Source organism: Propionimicrobium lymphophilum DSM 4903 (assembly GCF_000423485.1).
Lineage (GTDB): Bacteria > Actinomycetota > Actinomycetes > Propionibacteriales > Propionibacteriaceae > Propionimicrobium > Propionimicrobium lymphophilum.
The window spans coordinates 42,859-62,145 of record NZ_AUIB01000008.1 but is presented as its reverse complement, the minus strand read 5'-3'; the positions used below and the strand labels follow the sequence as shown (position 1 = coordinate 62,145).

Annotated in this window: 17 protein-coding genes; 1 reads left to right on the top strand and 16 read right to left on the bottom strand. The window is 56.3% G+C overall.

Annotation, left to right across the window (positions count from 1 at the left end):
• Positions 1-3: 3 nt before the first annotated feature.
• The 16 genes from miaA to leuC form a co-directional block, all read right to left on the bottom strand.
• Positions 4-948, bottom strand: a complete 945-nt coding sequence (miaA, locus tag G556_RS0105735) for a tRNA (adenosine(37)-N6)-dimethylallyltransferase MiaA (RefSeq protein WP_028822078.1) — start codon at positions 946-948, stop codon at positions 4-6.
• Entirely contained in the window at positions 948-2,417 is a 1,470-nt protein-coding gene (gene miaB, locus G556_RS0105730) for a tRNA (N6-isopentenyl adenosine(37)-C2)-methylthiotransferase MiaB (protein ID WP_028822077.1), read from the bottom strand. The genes miaA and miaB overlap by 1 nt, the downstream gene beginning before the upstream one ends.
• Positions 2,418-2,458: 41 nt before the next feature.
• Complete coding sequence (gene rny, locus G556_RS0105725) at positions 2,459-3,913, bottom strand: ribonuclease Y (RefSeq protein WP_028822076.1); 1,455 nt, start codon at positions 3,911-3,913, stop codon at positions 2,459-2,461.
• A 135-nt stretch (positions 3,914-4,048) separates the two neighbouring features.
• Complete coding sequence (locus G556_RS10375) at positions 4,049-4,507, bottom strand: regulatory protein RecX (RefSeq protein ID WP_016455695.1); 459 nt, start codon at positions 4,505-4,507, stop codon at positions 4,049-4,051.
• Positions 4,508-4,542: 35 nt separating this feature from the next.
• On the bottom strand, positions 4,543-5,604 hold the full coding sequence (recA, locus tag G556_RS0105715) for a recombinase RecA (RefSeq protein ID WP_024110908.1): 1,062 nt from the start codon (positions 5,602-5,604) through the stop codon (positions 4,543-4,545).
• Between the two features lie 197 nt (positions 5,605-5,801).
• Positions 5,802-5,996, bottom strand: a complete 195-nt coding sequence (locus tag G556_RS0105710; protein WP_016455693.1) for a DUF3046 domain-containing protein — start codon at positions 5,994-5,996, stop codon at positions 5,802-5,804.
• 65 nt (positions 5,997-6,061) lie between these two features.
• Positions 6,062-8,116: a beta-glucosidase family protein gene (locus G556_RS0105705; RefSeq protein ID WP_233418194.1), complete on the bottom strand. Its 2,055-nt coding sequence runs from the start codon at positions 8,114-8,116 to the stop codon at positions 6,062-6,064.
• Positions 8,117-8,218: 102 nt separating this feature from the next.
• Positions 8,219-8,689, bottom strand: a complete 471-nt coding sequence (locus tag G556_RS0105700) for a CinA family protein (protein WP_028822074.1) — start codon at positions 8,687-8,689, stop codon at positions 8,219-8,221.
• Positions 8,686-9,357 (bottom strand): CDP-diacylglycerol--glycerol-3-phosphate 3-phosphatidyltransferase, encoded by a 672-nt coding sequence (gene pgsA / locus G556_RS0105695; RefSeq protein WP_028822073.1) that lies wholly within the window; start codon positions 9,355-9,357, stop codon positions 8,686-8,688. The genes G556_RS0105700 and pgsA overlap by 4 nt, the downstream gene beginning before the upstream one ends.
• A gap of 18 nt (positions 9,358-9,375) precedes the next feature.
• Complete coding sequence (gene rimO, locus G556_RS0105690) at positions 9,376-10,764, bottom strand: 30S ribosomal protein S12 methylthiotransferase RimO (protein ID WP_028822072.1); 1,389 nt, start codon at positions 10,762-10,764, stop codon at positions 9,376-9,378.
• 182 nt (positions 10,765-10,946) lie between these two features.
• The gene (locus tag G556_RS0105685; RefSeq protein ID WP_211219439.1) at positions 10,947-13,427 is read right to left on the bottom strand and encodes an FtsK/SpoIIIE family DNA translocase; all 2,481 of its coding nucleotides are present in this window, start codon (positions 13,425-13,427) and stop codon (positions 10,947-10,949) included.
• Positions 13,428-13,492: 65 nt separating this feature from the next.
• Positions 13,493-14,446 carry a thiamine-phosphate kinase gene (locus G556_RS0105680; protein WP_028822070.1) on the bottom strand — a complete coding sequence of 318 codons (954 nt, stop codon included), beginning with the start codon at positions 14,444-14,446 and terminating at the stop codon, positions 13,493-13,495.
• Positions 14,447-14,451: 5 nt separating this feature from the next.
• Positions 14,452-15,576: a D-alanine--D-alanine ligase family protein gene (locus tag G556_RS0105675; RefSeq protein ID WP_028822069.1), complete on the bottom strand. Its 1,125-nt coding sequence runs from the start codon at positions 15,574-15,576 to the stop codon at positions 14,452-14,454.
• Between the two features lie 27 nt (positions 15,577-15,603).
• A complete protein-coding gene (locus G556_RS10370; RefSeq protein ID WP_051176724.1) occupies positions 15,604-16,386 on the bottom strand; it encodes a lysophospholipid acyltransferase family protein in 783 nt (260 codons plus the stop codon).
• 88 nt (positions 16,387-16,474) lie between these two features.
• Positions 16,475-17,074, bottom strand: coding sequence for a 3-isopropylmalate dehydratase small subunit (gene leuD / locus G556_RS0105665; protein WP_028822068.1), 600 nt, complete (start codon positions 17,072-17,074; stop codon positions 16,475-16,477).
• A 9-nt stretch (positions 17,075-17,083) separates the two neighbouring features.
• Positions 17,084-18,481, bottom strand: a complete 1,398-nt coding sequence (leuC, locus tag G556_RS0105660) for a 3-isopropylmalate dehydratase large subunit (protein ID WP_028822067.1) — start codon at positions 18,479-18,481, stop codon at positions 17,084-17,086.
• A gap of 50 nt (positions 18,482-18,531) precedes the next feature.
• Between leuC and G556_RS0105655 the strand changes: the two genes are divergently transcribed.
• A complete protein-coding gene (locus G556_RS0105655) occupies positions 18,532-19,251 on the top strand; it encodes an IclR family transcriptional regulator (RefSeq protein ID WP_028822066.1) in 720 nt (239 codons plus the stop codon).
• The last annotated feature ends 36 nt before the right edge of the window (positions 19,252-19,287 follow it).

Below are 19,287 nucleotides of genomic sequence, written 5' to 3'. Positions count from 1 at the left end.
AGCCTAGTTGGCTGCACCAAAAGAATTACCGAGGCCCGTGCCGAGCTGCATCAAAACCTTGGAGACGTTCTCGGGGTCACCCGCATATAGCCAGGTGATTCTTGGGTCTCTCCTAAACCAACCGAGTTGCTTTCGAGAGAACTTCCTGGTGCCGACGATAGTTTGTTCCTTAGCTTCTTCCTCGCTGATCTCACCGTTCAGCATCGCTAGCACCTGCTGATAGCCCAGGCCCCGCGACGCGGTTAAGCCTTTCCTTAAACCTTTCGGAACCAGGCCGCGAACCTCGTCGACTAAACCGTCTTGCCACATCTTTTCGACGCGATCGGCGATCCTTTTGTCTAGAACCGACCTTGCGATCCTGATGCCGAACTGATGAACATTTTCAAGTTCGTATCTTGGCTCAGGCAGCTTCCCTGACACGGAACCGGTCAATTCGAATATTTCTAGGGCCCGCACTATTCTCCTGCCGTTACCTGGCTCGATGCGATCTGCAGCCTCAGGGGCTTTTTCCCCAAGCACCTCATGTAGCGCGTGCGGGCCGATTTCGTCACACTTAGCCTGCCATTTGGCCCTTACCGAGGGATCGGTTCCCGGGAAGTCAAACTTGTCTACAACGGCACGGACGTACAAGTTCGAGCCACCAACTAAAATCGGTACCGCGGATCTAGACCTCACCTCGGCGATAGCTGTGCGCGCCATGCGCTGAAAATCAGCTACCGCAGCAGTCTCAGTCACGTTCAGCACATCGACCAGGTGATGCGGAATCTCCGCGCGTTCTTCCTCGGAGGGCTTAGCCGTGCCGATGTCCATGCCTCGATAGACCAGCATCGAATCGCCGTTTATCACCTCGGCCTTGCCGATCTGCTTCGCCAGCTCGATAGCAAGGGAGGACTTGCCGCTTGCGGTCGGGCCCACCAGAACGATGAGTGGAGGTACCTGCTGGCTCATTATTTGCGCACTAATTTGGGCATTCCGATGGCTACGCCAGGTGCTGGAGCTTCGTTCCTCGCCTGCCAAGCGTCTCCACCACGAGTCCTCTCGAGGCGTTCGATCGGGCTGTCAGCTATCAGGTGGTGTGGTGCTGCGTGAGTAACCTTCACCCAGCCAATATCTCCAGGACGCGGCATTGGCTCGCCTGCGCTCGGAGCTGCAACGTGGACCAGACGATTATCCGGGCAGCGACCGGAGATGCGATCCTGCGATCCGTCCTTTCGGCCCTCGCCAACGGCAAACATGACCTCGACGAGCTGCCCCTCCAGCTTCCTGTTCTCTTCCCAGGCGATGTCGTCGACCAGTTCCACTAGTCTTTCGTAGCGATCTTGGACAACGTCACCGGGTACTTGTTCCATTTCGCCTGCGGGAGTTCCGGGACGAATCGAGTACTGGAACGTGTAGGCGGCGGAGAACTTGGCCCGGCGCACGACGTCCATTGTCTGTTGGAAATCATCCTCAGTCTCGCCTGGGAACCCGACGATAATGTCGGTAGTGATGGCCGCATTTGGCAGCTTCTCTCGCACCTCGTCAAGAATGCGAAGGAACTTTTTAGAGCGATAGCTGCGACGCATGTCCTTGAGCACCTTGTCCGAGCCAGACTGAAGAGGCATGTGCAAGCTGGGCATCACATTAGGTGTTTCGGCCATCGCATCTATCACATCAGACGTGAAAGAAGCCGGATGCGGACTGGTGAACCTGACCCGACGAAGTCCCTCGATCTCGCCACAGGCTCGCAGCAGCTTGGCAAACGCCTGACGATCGCCAAACTCGACGCCGTAAGTGTTCACGTTTTGCCCTAGCAGCGTGATCTCTTGGACGCCTTGCGCAACCAACATCTCGATTTCCGCGAGGATTTCTCCTGGCCTGCGGTCCGTCTCCTTGCCTCGCAGGCTCGGCACGATGCAGAAAGTGCAGGTGTTGTTACAACCGACGCTGATTGCCACCCAAGCCGAGTAGGCGGAATCGCGGTGAGTAGGAAGGTTAGACGGGAATGTCTGCAGCGCTTCCTTGATCTCCACCTGAGCTTTTTCTTCTACTTCTGCACGCTTCAGAAGCATGGGAAGAGAACCCAGGTTGTTTGTGCCGAAAACGACGTCCACCCAGGGCGCCTTCTTCGTGATCAGATCACGATCTTTTTGCGCCATGCACCCGCCGACGGCAATCTGCATTCCGCCCAAACGGGTCTCCTTGACCTTCTTCATGTGGCCGAGGTTGCCATAGAGACGGTTATCCGCATTCTCACGAACGGCACAAGTGTTGAACACGACGACGTCGGCATCCGCCATCTCCCCGACGGGTTCAGGGGCCCTGACCATGCCGGCCTCTTCAAGAAGCCCGCTGATCCGCTCGGAATCGTGTACGTTCATCTGGCACCCGTAGGTAATCACCTGGTAGGTGCGCGGTTTTTCAGCTTCAACAGTCATAACTCATGGGAGTCTAGACGATCAACGTGAGCTTTTTAGCTTTAGGACGCGGTAGCGGTTGCCCTAGATTCCCTCACGACCACCACTTTGACGTTTCCGGGATAGGTCAACTCGCTCTGGATCTCGTCTGCAATCTGATCGGCAAGCAGCTGCGTCTTATTGTCGGGCACCCTATCTGGGAGAACCATGACACGAACTTCACGACCGGATTGCATAGCATAGACACGCTCAACACCGTCATGCTGACGCCCGATCTCTTCGATGCGCTCTAAACGGTGGACGTAGCTTTCCAAGCTCTCTCGACGAGCACCCGGCCTTGACCCAGAGATGGCATCAGCAGCCTGAGCAAGTGCCGCCTCGACACACATCATAGGGACTTCTCCGTGGTGGGAAGCGATTGCGTTTACGACTTCCTCGGACTCGCCATATCGCTTGGCGAGTTCAGCCCCCTCGAGTGCGTGAGAACCATCGCCGGAGGTAACAACTGCCTTGCCGATGTCGTGCATGAAAGCGGCCCGCTTGCAGCTTGCAACGTCCAGGCCAAGCTCCGCGGCCATCGCGCCACCGAGCCGTCCACACTCGACCATGTGCTGAAGAACATTCTGCCCATAGCTGGTGCGATACTGAAGCGCACCGATTACGGGCAAAAGCTGCTCCGCCACATCGCCAATGTTGAGACTGTTCAGGGCCTCTACGGCTGCACGACGACAGCTCTCCGCAACCAGTTCTTCGCTTCGCTTATGCATCTCCTCGATGCGTGAGGGGTTTATCCGACCGTCGGCGATTAGCTCGGTGAGAGTCAACCGAGCAGCTTCCCTGCGAACGGGGTCGAAGCAACTCAGCAAAACAACACCCGGCGTGTCATCGATGATGACGTTTACTCCAGTTATCTGCTCGAGGACACGAATATTTCTTCCTTCGCGGCCGATGATTCGGCCCTTCATGTCGTCCGAAGGAAGATCTACCGTTGTGACGACCGATTCAGACGTCTGTTCTGCAGCTACACGCTGTATCGCGGTGACTAAGATTTTCTTAGCTCTGCGCTGCGCTTCGTCGATAATTTCGTCGTTGATTTGCTTGGCCCGTTTGCTCGCCTTGATCTTCGCGTCGGCCTCAACTTTAGCAATGATTTCAGCCCTAGCCTCATCGTGAGTTAGGCCACTAATTCTTTCCAGTTCCGTTCGGGCTAGCTCCTGGTGCTTCGCTAACTCTTCGCTTGCAGATTCGACCTCGTCCCTGCGCTGACGCACCGACGCCAGTTCATCGCTAATTCTGGACGATTCTTCCCGCAGTCTCTTGCCTTCGGCAGCAAGGTTATCTTCTCGCTCGGTCAGCTTAATTTGATGTTCAGCCAGAGCTTCACGTTGCTTTTCGAGCGCTTGCGATTTTTGCTTATCCGCTTCGTTCTCTCGTGAACCGCGAATCGAGAACAAAACAAGAACAATCAAGTTAACGAAGAGGAGCCCAAGAGCAACCCACATCATGATGATGGGCATGTCACACTCCTCGTCTATTTTCGGGCGAGCAGAAAGAAAACTCGCCATTGATATGCAATATCTTCGAGCATATCCTTTAACACCTAATTGGATTCTTTGATCCTCAGATGTCAGAACGAAAAGATTAGAGCAAAATCAGTCGCCGCACCACTCATCTAAAACAGCGGAAACCACGTCGCTGACCAGAGACGAAGAATAACCTCTCCTGGCGAGCACACCGGCAACTCGTCGATACGCGGTTCTTCTGTCTACGTTTCCAAGACTTCTGGCCTTTTTAACGGCCAGCTGCCTAGCCGCCTCGTATTCCTGGTCGACATCAATCGCCTGCAAAGCGTCATTGATGAGGTGCTCAGCCACTCCCTTGCGTCTCAGCTCGATTGAGATTGCACGCTTAGAAAGCTTCCTGTTCTCGTGTCGATACCTAACCCACATCTCGGCATAGGCCCTGTCATTTATCAGGCCGACTTCTTCAAATCGGTCCATGACCTCTTTAACAGCTGATTCACCCACCTCCTTGCCAAGCAAGTATTCGGTGAGTTCAGCGCGGCTATACGATCTGCGATCTAAACGCCGCAACGCCAGCTTTCTAGCCATCGCTACAGCCTCAAGATGAGAATCGGACGAAGACTCTAGAATTCGATCTCACCAGTTTCAGGATCGACGCCTTCCGGAACTTCTTCCGCCTCTTCCTCAGGCTTCTTAGGAGACAGCTCTTCGCGAATTCGGGCGTCTATCTCGTTAGCCATCTCGGTGTTTTCCATCAGGTACTTACGGGCGTTCTCCTTACCCTGCCCCAGCTGGATGTCACCATATGTGAACCAGGAGCCGGCCTTGCGGATGATGCCGGTGTCCACACCCATATCGATCAGGCTGCCCTCGCGGCTGATGCCCATTCCATACATGATGTCGAATTCAGCCTGCTTGAACGGCGGCGCAACCTTGTTCTTAACGACCTTCACTCGGGTGCGGTTACCGACCATGTCGGTGCCGTTCTTCAAGGTTTCTATGCGTCGAACGTCCAGACGCACGGACGAGTAAAACTTCAACGCGCGGCCACCAGTGGTTGTTTCTGGACTGCCGAACATAACGCCGATCTTCTCGCGAAGCTGGTTGATGAAGATCGCGGTGGTGTTACTCGCTTTTAGCGGACCCGTCATCTTTCGCAGCGCCTGGCTCATCAGTCGCGCCTGCAGACCGACGTGGCTGTCGCCCATCTCGCCTTCGATCTCAGCCTTCGGGGTCAGCGCGGCGACGGAGTCGATGACAACCAATGTAATCGCGCCGGAACGAACCAGCATGTCGGCGATCTCTAGCGCCTGCTCACCGTTGTCTGGCTGGCTAACCAAAAGCTGCTCTACGTCTACGCCAAGGGCCGCAGCATAAGTCGGGTCGAGCGCGTGCTCCGCATCGACGAAGGCGCAGATCCCGCCCTGTTTTTGCGCACTAGCGATTGCGTGCAGTGCAACGGTGGTCTTACCGCTGGACTCGGGACCATAGATCTCGACGATCCTGCCCCGAGGAAGACCCCCAACGCCGAGGGCCATATCGAGGGCAATTGAGCCCGTCGGGATGACCTCGATCTGTGTGTTGACCTGGTCCCCCATCCTCATGACCGAGCCCTTACCGAATTGTTTTTCGATTTGCGCCAGGGCCTGGTCTAACGCTTTTTGACGATTTGAAGCAGCAGCCATCTTAAGCCTTACCTTCCTATCCAAAGTCCGGCACGCAAGCCGGTAAAACCTTTTTCTCTACGACGGTTATCACTGTAGTTAACGGCACTGACAAAAATTCACAGCGACAACACTCCAGCCGCCTTGGTCAACACTCGCGTCGAGCAACAATTAAACTTTAGCCGAACACTTGTTCGATTTAAAAGTTTGAGGCAAACTCATTTCTCTTTTTCGTCGAGTTCCAGGAAGCTCCAGACCGCTCTCCAGATTTTCTTGCAGTTGAGGCCAGAGTCCAATGCCTGGCGGACCGTCTTGGAATCCAGCCCGGGCACGCAGGCCTGCTCTGTCCAGACCAGGTAGTACGGATCCCCCAGGGCCTTCTTCAGCTTGGCCCATAACTCTTGTTCGCGCACTTGACTAGGTTACGACATACGCAAAAGGGCCCACGCTTAAAAGCGTGGGCCCATGCAGCATAATTTTACTTCTTGAGCACCTTCGTCAAAGAGGTGTCTTCGCTCGAAGTGCCTACGTACAAGGTGTAGTCGCCTGGCTTGATATCGAAATCCCCCAATGCGTTGCACCACACGCTGAACGGGTGGTTTGTCGCATTCGGGTCGATAACTATCTTTGCCGTCTTAGATTCGCCCGGCTCCAAGTAAACCTTGTCGAAGCCAACGAGGCGCTTAGGCGGCTGACCGTCGACGGGAATTCCGAGGTACGCCTGGACGACTTCCGCACCAGCACGCGAACCGGTATTTGTCACCTTGACGGTTGCAGTAACCGGCGAATCGCCTACCTTGTCCGTGTTCACGGTGAAATCCGACAGCTCGAAGCTCGTGTACGACAAACCGTGACCAAAAGCAAACAACGGTTTGATGTCTTGAGCCTGGAACCAGCGGTAGCCCACCTGTAGGCCCTCGGAGTAGCGAATGACCGGGTAACCTGCGCCCTCGTCGGTACCTGGGTAGCGCTCCGGGTGTCCGGCATAAAAAACATCGTCCTCGCTTACCGGATAGGTGGTTGGCACCTTGCCCGACGGGTTGATACGCCCGAAGATGAGATCGGCAACCACGTGGCCATCCTCGGTGCCCTGATTCCAGACCTCCAAGATAGTCGGTGCCTTATCGACCCAAGGCATCAGAACTGGTGCGGAGTCCTTCATCACCAAAATCGTCTTGGGATTAACTCCTAGCAGCTCATCGAGCATCGTGTTCTGATCGTTGAACATGTTGGCATCCGGCATATCTGCACCCTCTGTGGCCACCAAGCCAGCCATCAGAACTACGATGTCGGCGTCTTCTGCGGCCTTCTTGGCATCGCCCAGGTTAGACAGGTCGTCGGCTACGACAAATAGCTCCGCAGTGGCGTCTGCGCCCATCTCCTTCAGGATGTCCTGCATGCCAGGAAGCGGATCGACCGTGTACAGCGGGTCGACCTTAGAGGAGCCACCGCCGCCCTGACATGCTTTGCCTGCGAACGTTTTCTGCCCAATAATGACGATCTTGCCGCTCGGCTCGATCGGCAGCAGGCCCTCGTCGTTCTTAAGCAGGACTGCCATCTGGGCCCCAAGCTTTCGCGAGATTTCACCGTGCGCCTTGGCGTCGATTTCTCCCGGATCGTATGGCCGATCGAATTGGTTGAAACGGAACATCTGTGTGTAGCGCCTGATCAGTGCTCGATCGATGGTCTTTTCTTCCAGGCTGGTATCTGACAAGGCGGCCTTGACGTTTTCTTCGTTAAGCCACTTAGCATCCGGCATCTCGTGATCAAGACCCGCGTTCAAAGACGGAGCTGCAGACCTGGTCGACCAGAAGTCGGACTGAACATAGCCCTCAAAGCCCCATTCGTCACGCAAAATCTTGGTCAGCGTGTAGTAGTACTCTGTAGCGTAGACGCCACGGATCCTGTTGTAAGCGCTCATCACCGCGGCGCACTCGCCGTCCTTGATGACCATTTCGAAGGGCAACAAATAAAGCTCGCGCATAACGTTTTCGTCGACCTCAACGCTGTTTCGGAAGCGCTCTGTCTCCTGATCGTTGAGCACGTAGTGCTTTACCATCGCGATGATGTCGTGGGACTGAATCGCCTTAGTCACTTCGACGCCCATCACGCCCGACAGGAAAGGATCTTCGGAAAAATACTCGAAGTTACGGCCCGCGATAGTTGTGCGGTGCAGGCAGACCGCAGGCCCCTCAAGCACGTGCTGGCCTAGCGTGGCGGTCTCAGAGCCAATTACGTCGCCGTATTCCTTCGCTACTTCACGGTCAAAAGAGGCTGCTACACCGATGGTCATCGGCAATGCGGTGGCCGGCGGGCTGGGGGTGCCATCGCCCATACCGACGCCGACAGGACCGTTAGTTATCCTGAAGCGGGGAATGCCGAGTTCGTCGATGGCGGCTACGTGACGCTCCACCCGGATTTGAGCGGCTAGTTGTTCCATCTCCTCGGCTGTAGTTGCCTGATTGCTGACTGCATAGATATCGATAGTTTCCATCGCGCCATGAAGCTGTGCGATCTTTTGTTCAATAGTCATTGCCGAAACGAGCAACTCTGCCCGTTCCCGCGGCGACTTAGTGGAATCTTGCCACGGATAAGTTTGTCTCATATAAAGACTCTAGCTAGCATGCAGCAACGATTAGCTTGTTGCCAGAGCTTGCAACAGAGTTTCTAAAGCTGCCTCGACGGTCTGATTACGGATCTCTTCCCTAGTCCCGTTAAGCGAAAGCAGAACCGCATCTGTTTTTCCGGGAACGACGTAGCCAACCCAGACGGTACCGGGCGCGCTGCCGTCCTGCGGATCGGGGCCGGCGACCCCTGTCACCGCGACGCAGGCATCAGCGCCACAGAGTTTCGCAGCGCCTTCAGCCATCTGCTGTGCCGTGTACAAGTTGATCACGCCGTACTTTGCGACGTGATCACCATCAACACCGACGAGAGAAGTTTTTAGGTCGCTGGCATATGCCACCAGTCCTCCCCGATACACCCTCGATGCCCCGGGTACGGAAGTAATCGTGGCGCCTATTAGGCCTCCGGTAAGCGACTCGCAGGTGGCCAGAGTCATGCTCCTGGCGGCCAACTCGTCTAGAAGATGACTGGCGAGGCTCACTTGTTGCCCTTGAAAATTCGCTTGATAAACGGTTCCTGCTCAACAGTCGAAATGTCTACCGGATGGCCAGCTTTTAACGCTGCTTTTCGCAGCCTTGCGGCCTCGAAAATGTATTCGGCGCCGGTGTAAACGGTTAGCAAGAAGGCAATCCACATTGCGATCCACTTGGGCGCGCACCACCAAGCCCCAAGAGCAGGAAGCCCGAGCAGGAACATGATCAGTGCGACCGACTGGATGACAGTTTTGAGCTTGCCGCCACGGTTTGCCGCCATCACTCCGTACTTGAGAATCACAAACCGCATGGCGGTGATCCCCCATTCGCGGAGAAGAATGATCACGGTCATCCACCAGGGCAGCTCGTCGACAATCGAGAGAACGATGAACCCGACACCGGTCAGCGCCTTATCTGCGATCGAATCCCAAATTTTGCCGAAATTGGTGATCAAGTTGTACTTGCGGGCGATCTTTCCGTCGAAAAGGTCGGTGAGGATAGCCACCGCGAAAACGACCGTAGACCAGAATCGCCAAACTTGATCGTGCGGATGAGCCAAGAAGACAATCAGAAAAACAGGAACTAACGCTATTCGCAAAAGAGTTAGAATGTTTGGCACATTCCACTTAAAGCCGAGCTTCGGCCTGCTCTCATTCTGATCAGAAATTTTACCCACCACCCTAGAGCGCCAAAGTTAGCCCTGCTTGGCCACTAGGTCGGCCCCAAAGCTATCTACTACTTTTGCTATAACAATATCGCCAACCCGAAGCTCCTGCGGATCAGCGTCTTCTATTCTAGTTTCTCCATCTACCTCGGGCCCCTGGTGCTCGGCGCGCCCGACAACGCTGTTTTCGTCTAACGATTCGATTAAGACGCTAACCTCTTCGCCCACCCTCTCGGCTGCTCGTTGATCCATCATTTGGGTCACTAGGTCTGTGAGAATTCGAGTTCGGTCGGCGATGACATCGTCGGGAAGGTGGCCCTCTAGTTTTTCGCCTTCTGTGCCTTCTTCATCTGAGTATGCAAACACGCCCATTACGTCCAGGCGGGCCTCTTGGACGAAGTCGCAGAGCGTCTCGAAGTCTTCCTCGGTTTCACCCGGAAAACCCACGATGAAGTTGCTCCTAGCTCCTGATTGAGGATCTAGTTGACGGACCGTTTCCAGCAGCTTGAGGAAGTTCTCTTCGTCACCAAATCGACGCATCCTGCGAAGCACGGAAGCAGAAGCGTGCTGGAACGAGATGTCGAAGTAGGACATCACGTGTTCTAAGGAGGCCATCGTCTCGAGCAGACCCGGATAGATTTCTGCGGGTTGCAGGTAGCTGACCCTGACGCGCTCAAGACCCGGCACGTCGTTCAGCTCGCGGAGCAGCTTAATGAGACCTCGCCTATCCCCCAGGTCCTTTCCGTAGCTGGAGGTATTCTCGCTGACCAGCATGACCTCTTTGACGCCCTCTTGGACCAGCCATTCGGCCTCCTCTATGACCTCCTCGACCGGACGAGAGATATAAGAGCCGCGGAAGGCAGGAATCGCGCAGAATGCGCATCGGCGGTCGCAGCCAGAAGCAATCTTGAGCGGAGAATATGGGCCGCTAGTGAGCCTGCGACGTCTGGTGCTCTTGACCCGTTTGGCCGAACGTTTGATCGGAGCCAACGGCAACAGTGTTCGGCGGTCTTGGGGCTTATGGGCCTCTATGTGGCCGCCAGCGAGAATGCTGCGCAGCCGCTTAGAGATATCTGGATAGTCGTCGAAGCTGAGCACCGCGTCGGCCTCAGGAAGCGCTTCGGCCAGTTCATCACCGTAGCGTTCTGCCATGCAGCCAACGGCTACCACGGCCTGCGCCCTACCGTTTGCTTTCTGATCGCTGGCTTCAAGGAGCGTATCGATTGAATCCTTCTTCGCCTGATCGATAAAGCCACAGGTATTGACCACGATTACGTCAGCATCGGTTGCGTCTGGGACGAGTTGGAACCCGCCGGCGTCCAGCCGTGCGGCGAGTTCCTCTGAATCGACGTCGTTACGAGCACAGCCGAGGGTCACCATGGCCACCGAGGTACGCGGGGATTGCTTCAAAGTTTTCATACGTCTTCTAGTATCCCTCACGCCCAGAAAAATGATTAACTTTGCTTCCCTGGCTTAGCAAATCCATACCTTCATGGCTGGAGACGTACAGCGATATTTACAGACCCGGCAGGGCCAAACGGCATTTTCTGGCAGCACTCCGCAAAGGCAGTTTTCCAGAGCAATCCCCAGATATTGAGATGCTAAGCCCCGGTCTTCAGGCTTTCCAGCACATCGTCCAGGCCGTCCGGACCAACCAACACCTCGCGGGGTTTGCTGCCTTGGCTTGGACCGACGATGCCGCGGCTCTCCAAAATGTCCATCATCCTGCCAGCTTTGGCGAAACCGATGCGCAGCTTTCGCTGCAACATGGACGTAGAACCGAGCTGCAATTCGATGACCAGCTGAGCCGCTTCAAGAACGGTGTCCAAGTCGTCGCCGATGTCTTCGGCAGGCTTTTGCTTGTCTGCGACAGCAGCTTGAACGTCATCGCGGTACTGGGGCTCTAGCTGCTCCTTCAAGTAATCTGCGACGTCACGGATTTCCGCCTCGGTGACCCAGGAACCCTGGACACGCATCGGCTTGGAAGCGCCCATCGGCAGGAACAATCCATCACCCTGGCCAACCAGCTTCTCTGCACCTGGCTGGTCGAGAATAACGCGCGAATCTGTCATCGAGCTGGTGGCGAAGGCTAAACGGCTTGGAACGTTCGCCTTGATCAAGCCGGTTACCACGTCGATAGACGGACGCTGGGTTGCCAGCACCAGGTGGATGCCTGCGGCTCGGGCGAGCTGAGTGATACGAACGATCGAATCCTCGACGTCGCGCGGAGCAACCATCATCAGATCCGCCAACTCGTCCACGACTACTAGCAGGTACGGGTACGGCGTCAGCTTGCGCTCGGAGCCTTCCGGCACCTTGACCTGGCCGGCCTTTACGGCCTTGTTGAAGTCATCGATGTGCCTGAATCCGAAAGCCGCGAGATCGTCGTAGCGATGATCCATCTCGGAAACGACCCACTCCAGTGCCTCCGCAGCTTTCTTAGCGCTGGTGATGATCGGCGTGACGAGGTGCGGAATGCCCTCGTAGTGATTCAGCTCTACGCGCTTCGGGTCGACCAACAGCATGCGTACTTCATCTGGGGTTGCACGCATCATCACAGAAGTGATCAGCGAGTTGATGAAGCTGGACTTACCGGAACCGGTCGCGCCGGCGACCAGAAGATGCGGCATCTTAGCCACATTGGCGATCACGTAGCCGCCCTCGATGTCCTTACCAAGGCCGACCACCAACGGGTGATGATCGTTTTGAGCCTTCTGGCTGCGCAGCACATCACCCAAAGAAACGACCTCTTTATCGCGGTTAGGAATCTCGACGCCGATCGCGGACTTGCCAGGAATCGGAGCCAAGATGCGCACGTCGGCTGAACCGACCGCGTAAGCGATGTTCTTTGAGAGATTCGTGACCTTCTCGACCTTCGTGCCTGCCCCGACCTCAACCTGGTAGAGGGTAACCGTCGGGCCACGCGTATAGCCAGTTACGTTTGCGTCAATGTTGAACTCAGTGAAGACGTCCTGAAGCCTGTGCACGATCTCATCGTTAGCTTCGGTGCGCGCCCTAGGAACCGTGCCGGCCTTAAGCATTTCGGACGAAGGTAACGTGTACTGCACGTCTCCCGACAGCTCCAGCTGCTCGGAACGAACCGGGGCGGGTGTGTGCTCGGGAGCGATCAGTTCGGGCTGAACCGGTTCGGCGACCTCGGCCTTCTTTGACTTCGCTTTAGCCTCGGTTTCGGCTTCGGGGTCCGGCTCTTCTTCCACGACATCCGCAAAATAGTCTTCGGAGATATCCGAGTAGAGGTCCTCGGCCTCCTCAACCAGCGGAGAATCGTATGCTTTATCTACGCCGTACTCGAGTTTCTCCTCCGCCAGTTCCGGGCGGCCAAAGAAGAATTCCATGACGCTCGTGTAGATTTTTCGGCCGTCCTCGACAAGCTCGCTGACGGGGCGACCAATGACTATCAAAGTCCCGAATATGGCTACGAGCGCAAGCAGAAATGCCGAAATCCAAACCGGCATTAGCTGCACTAGCATGGAGCTGGAAATGTATCCCACGAAACCGCCAGCCGCGCGCATGGCGATCTGATCAGAGGGTTTCGGCAGCGGAGTGTGCATGAGATTGATCACGCCCAGTGCACCGAAGAAAATAAGAGACCAACCGATCAGCTGACGGCCTCCCGGACCGTTAGCAAGCGGATCCCTGAGGGTTCGCCAGGTCATGACGATTAGCAGAAGAGGCAGAGCGTAGCTAGCGATGCCGAAAACCGTGCTGATGCCGATTCTTAACCATTCACCGAGCAACCCGGGCATCGAGAACCAGAAAATTGCCGCTACGATTACGGCCAAGAAAAGCAGCGTCAGGCCTACCCCATCGCTTCGCACCGCGGGATCTACATCGCGGGCTCCTCGTCCGATCTTGCGCACACCGCTACCGAGGGCCTTCGAAAGGCCACGGAAAATTCGGGGCAGGATTCCGTTCTGGTTGCTACCCGTCCTTTTTGCGGTGGCTTTAGATACAGTCTTTCTGCCGCGCGACGAAGAGGCCTTCTTGCTGCCGCCCGAAGGACGGCGTGCAGTAGCCTTCTTGGTCGCCGGCCGCGAGGGGGAAGACATGCGGGACGCCATATGTCTTACAGTAGCGGGCGAGGGAAAATGAGCGACGTCTCCACGCCGTCGATACCGAACTTTGCTCAGAAATGGGTCCAACCGGAATATTCGGTTTCCCATTCCTCGCCGTCGACCAGGACATTCGCGCTGCCTTCGACTGGATCCAGGACCCGACCGATCTGCGCCCAACCCTGTGGCACGTAATCGGCAAACGTGGCCACCAAGGGATGATCCTCGCCACCGGTGAGCACAAAATTTAAGGGATCACTATTAAGCGCAGCGCCGACGTTTTGCAGCGGGCCAGGAATCTCGAGGCTTGAAGAATCAATGTCGATTAAGACGTTACTCTTTTCGGCGATGTGCCCCAGATCAGCGATCAGACCGTCCGAGACGTCGATCATCGCGTTCGCGCCAGCAGCAGCGGCAATCCTGCCAGCCCCGTAAGGAACCTCGGGGCATCGATAAGCGTCGACCGCGGCACGGGGTGAGCGGAAACCACGGCTCAGCGTCGCCCATCCTGCTGCAGCCCATCCTTGCCTACCGCAAAGAGCAACCACGTCTCCTGGTTTAGCCCCGCTGCGCAAAACTGGTGCCCGACCCTCCATCTGACCAAAAACTGTAGCGGTAGCGACAATTTTTTCTCCGCTTGTAATATCGCCACCAACGAGAACTGCTCGCGCCTTAGCGACCTCCGCAGAGACTCCCTGGAAGAAATCTTTGAACCATTCTGCCTGCAGTTCTTCGGGCATCGAAATAGCCACCACACAGCCTCGGCTGGTGGCCCCCATCGCCTCGAGATCGGCGAAACTTCTAGCGATTAGCTTGCAGCCGACGTCGAATCCTGAGCACCAATCCCGGCGAAAGTGGACGTCCTCAACCATCATGTCGGTCGAAACTACGGCGTCGCCGTCTACGGAGAAAACCGCAGAGTCGTCGCCTGGGCCGACAGAAACCGATGCTGGCATTGAAAGCTGGCCTGTAATGCGCTCGATCAGGCCGAATTCGCCGACCTCTTTAATGGTTTCCTCGTTAGCCACCCGTATCACCTGTTCACGTTCACTGGGCGTGCTAGCGCCTGCTCGATCAGATCGGTCAGCAACTCGCGATAGCTAAGACCAGAGGCCTCCCAAAGGCTTGGAAACATCGACAGCTTGGTGAATCCGGGCATGGTGTTTACTTCATTAACATAAACCTCACCCTGCGCGGTTACGAAGGTGTCTGCCCTAGCCAGCCCCTCACAATCCAGCGCCAGGAAGCTATCGACGGCAAGCTTTCGCACAACCTTAGATGTCTCCTCATCGATTTTTGCCGGAATGTTGAGGTCAACCTGGCCCTCGGTGGGCAGGTATTTAGCCTGATAATCGTAAAACTCGGCGTCCTTGTTGACGACGATCTCACCAGGACAGGATACTCTCGGGCGCTCTCCTAGCTTTGCAGGGCCCAGCACCGCGCACTCCACTTCGCGAGCCCCGATGAATCCCTGCTCGACGATCACCTTGGGATCAAACTTGCGAGCTTCTTCCACCGCTTCCTCGAGACCAGTAAGCTCGTCGACTCGAGAGATACCAACCGACGAACCGCCTCGAGCCGGCTTGACGAACACCGGGAATTCGAGCCGATCTGCGATGCGCTTGATCGTCGTTTCTTTTTCGTTCAGCCACTGTGCCGAGCTGACAAGCTCGAATGGTCCGATCGGCACGTCGGCGGCCTGCAGCGCCAACTTCATGAAGTGCTTATCCATGCCGATTGCGCTTGCGGTGACGCCCGAGCCAACGTAAGAGACGCCGAACATCTCGAGCATTCCCTGCAGCGTACCGTCTTCGCCATATGTGCCGTGCAGCAAAGAGAATACGCAATCGATCTTCACCTGATCCGTGAGGCTATCGCCAACATGTGTCGCGATCCGCAGGCCGTCCCCATCGCGGATAGCGACGGCTACGGGACCGTCTTCGCCAAGGCGTGGCAGCTTGTTGTCTTCGACATGCAGGCCTGCTACTTCTTCTACGCCGTAACGATGCCAAATACCCTCGGGCGAGATGCCGACACAAACCATCTCGTACTTGCTCGGGTCGAGTTCCTTCACGACCTCGCTAGCCGTTAAGCACGAGATCTCGTGTTCGGTGCTCTGACCGCCAAAAATTACCGCTATCGTTTTACGTTTTTGCATCAGTTTCCTAAATAAAATTGTGAACGGCTAACGCACGGGCTCGACTGGAGACACACGCTGCTTTTTCCTATGATTCCACACGGTTTCGGGGATGAGCTCCCGTCTCGCATCAGCAGTTTTAGCAAGAATCGCTTTGAATATTCTGCGGCTCGCCTCACCGACGCTTTCCCTGTCCGGGGAATCTGAGAATAGATCTGAAAGGTCAACCGGTTGGCCAGCGACGACCCTAATCTCCCGGCGCTTGAGACTCGGCTTTCTAATCTTTCTAGGCGGAAGCAGATAATTAGCACCCCACTGCCCCACGGGAACAACGTTCTGCTTAGCCATAAGCGCCAGTTTTGCGACTCCGACATGAATCGCCATTGGCCATTCCAGCGGGTCAAAAGTGATAGTGCCTTCCGGATAGATGATCACGGCATTACCTTTAACTAGTGACTTCTCTGCTTCCGCAAGCGATTCGATGGCCTTGGCTGTTGCGCGATGAACGGGAATCTGCCCGCTGTTTACAAGAATCTTCTTAAGCAGCTTGTTTTCCCATAGATTCGCGCGGGCCAGATAGTGCGGCCACCGGCCCTGATGGGCTAAGAATAGGCCGAGCAGGACAGGATCGAGCGAGGAGATGTGGTTCGCTGCGATAATCACGGGCCCCGTCTTAGGGATGTTCTCACCGCCCTGCCACGAGAACTTCGCCACCGGGCTAAATAGCGGTTTTAGAAGCGGAGAGATCGAGGCCAGGGCGAACGAATCGGTCGATTCGTCGTTTAGTCTTCGCAGTTTGCCCCAGGTCTTGAACCTTGCCGACTCGCACATGTTAACCAAGCTTAATCTTTGGTTGGTCAAAGCATGAAAAACCGTCCCAGCCAAAATTGTTTTGGTTGGGACGGTCTTTTCAGATTAGCTAAACCAGCTTCGGCAGCGTGCGCGGCTTCCAGCTGGGACGATTCTTCTCGAATGCGGCGATATCGTCCTCGTGGGTTAGCGTGATAGCGATATCGTCAAGCCCATTAAGCAGCCGGTGCTTGGTGTACTCGTCAATTTCAAACCCGTAGCTATCCTCGCCTGCGGTGATGGTTTGGCTAGGCAAGTCGACGCTGATCTGCGCGCCTGGATTAGCCTTGGTGTACTCCCAAAGCGCATCTACGGTTTCCTGCGGCACGAGGGCAATCAGCAGGCCGGCTTTACCCGCGTTGTTGCGGAAGATCTCGCCGAAGCAGGAGCCGATGACCACCTTGAAGCCATAGTTCTGCAGGGCCCAAACGGCGTGCTCACGCGAGCTGCCAGTGCCGAAGTCTGGGCCGACGACCAGAACAGATCCGTCTTTGTACTCGGGCTGGTTAAGAATGAAATCTTCGTCCTTTCGCCAAGAAGCGAACAGGCCGTCCTCGAAGCCGGTGCGCGCGATGCGCTTCAGGTAGACGGCAGGGATGATTTGATCGGTATCTACGTTGCTGCGCTGTAGCGGAACACCGATGCCAGTGTGCGAAGTGAACTTTTCCATGGTTTTCCTTTACAGATCGGCGGGGCTGGACAAATGACCCGTGATGGCGGTGGCTGCCGCCACGAGTGGGCTAACCAGGTGGGTCCTGCCCTTGGGGCCCTGTCGTCCTTCGAAGTTTCGGTTGCTTGTGGAGGCGGAACGCTCCCCCGGTGTCAGCTTGTCCGGGTTCATGCCCAGACACATGGAGCAGCCGGCGAAGCGCCACTCGGCACCGAAGTCGGTGAAAACCTTGTCTAGGCCCTCCTCCATCGCCTGGTTGCGAATTGCAGCCGACCCGGGGACGACAAGCATGCGGACACCATCCTTGATCTTCTTGCCACAGACGACGTCCGCTGCCATGCGCAGGTCCTCAATTCGTCCGTTAGTGCACGAGCCCAAGAACACAGTGTCAATCTTGATATCGCGCATCGGCGTGCCCGCGCGCAGATCCATGTATTCCAGCGCACGCTTTGCGGCGGCGCGGTCCGTGGAGTTCTCGAACTGCTCGGGATCGGGGACCCGATCGCCCAGTTCGATGCCCTGCCCAGGGTTCGTTCCCCAGGTGACGAACGGAGTCAGCTTGGTCGCATCGATGTAAACCTCGCGGTCGAATTCAGCATCGTCATCGCTGTACAAGCTCTTCCAGTAGTCGAGAGCCTCGTCCCAATCGGCGCCCTTGGGCGCGTATGGCTTGTCCTTCAGGTAATCGAAAGTGGTCTGGTCCGGAGCCATCATGCCGGCCTTAGCTCCCCACTCGATGGACATGTTGCAGATCGTCATGCGCGCATCCATGGATAGGCTGCGGATGGTGGAGCCGCGATACTCCGCGACGTACCCCGCGCCACCGCCGGTGCCAACCATAGAAATCAATTTCAAAATGATGTCCTTTGACACAACGCCCTCGGGCAGCTCGCCCTCGACGTTCACTGCCATGGTCTTCAGCTTCTTTTGCTGCAGGGTCTGGGTGGCGAGCACGTGCTCCACCTCGGAGGTGCCAATTCCAAACGCCAACGCACCGAACGCGCCATGAGTCGAAGTGTGCGAGTCGCCGCACACGATTGTCATTCCAGGCTGGGTCAGGCCAAGCTGAGGTCCGATTGCGTGGACGATGCCCTGGTTGTCATTGCCCAAAGGAAATGCAGGAACACCGAATTCCTTGACGTTTTTGCGAAGCGTTTCGATCTGATTCCTGCTCGTGGGATCCGCGATTGGTGAAAAAATGTCGAGCGTAGGAGTGTTGTGGTCTTCGGTGGCCTGAGTCAGATCTGGCCTGCGCACTTTGCGACCAGCCATGCGTAGCCCTTCGAAGGCCTGCGGGCTTGTTACCTCGTGCAGCAGTTGAAGGTCGATGTAAAGCAAATCGGGTTGTCCTGCAGATCGCCTGACAACGTGATCATCCCATACCTTCTGGCTAAGCGTTTTTCCCATGTTTCCATTATCCGGTAGCCATCCAGCTAATGAGATGCTAATCTCAAACTATGGGACAATCTTCTGGCGTAGGCGTACTAGACAAGGCAGCCTCAGTGCTGACGGCCCTCGAATCGGGCCCAATGACACTTGCTACTCTAGTACAGGCCACAGGCTTAGCACGACCCACCGCGCATCGACTTGCAGTGGCGCTCGAATTTCATCGCCTAGTCTCCAGAGATCTTCAAGGCAGGTTCGTGCTCGGACCACGCCTAGTTGAGCTCGCGGTGGCAGCCGGAGACGACAAGTTACTCGTGAAAGCGGACCCCGTCTTGGAACGCCTGCGCGACATCACAGGAGAATCCGCACAGCTTTATAGGCGTCAGGGCGAAACCAGGGTGTGTGTTTCTGCCGCAGACCGACCCAGCGGCCTTCGCGATTCAATCCCTGTCGGAAGCCAGCTGTCCCTGACGGCAGGATCCGCCGCACAAGTGTTGTTGGCCTGGGAAGAACCAGAGAGGCTCTCTCGCGGATTGACGGAATCAAACTTTTCCGCAGTCGGACTAAGCAACGTACGCAAGCGCGGCTGGGCACAATCCGTCGCAGAACGCGAAGCGGGCGTCGCCTCGGTTAGCGCTCCGGTGCGTTCTCCGCAGGGCAAGGTGATCGCCGCCATCTCAGTTTCAGGCCCGATCGAGCGCCTGACCCGCCAGCCCGGACGCCTCCACGCGCCGGCGGTGATCGCGGCAGCCGAGCACCTGTCAGAGATGCTCGCCCGCGACGATGACTAGAGAGACTAGAAAATCTGCCAAACTCAACTCACTAAA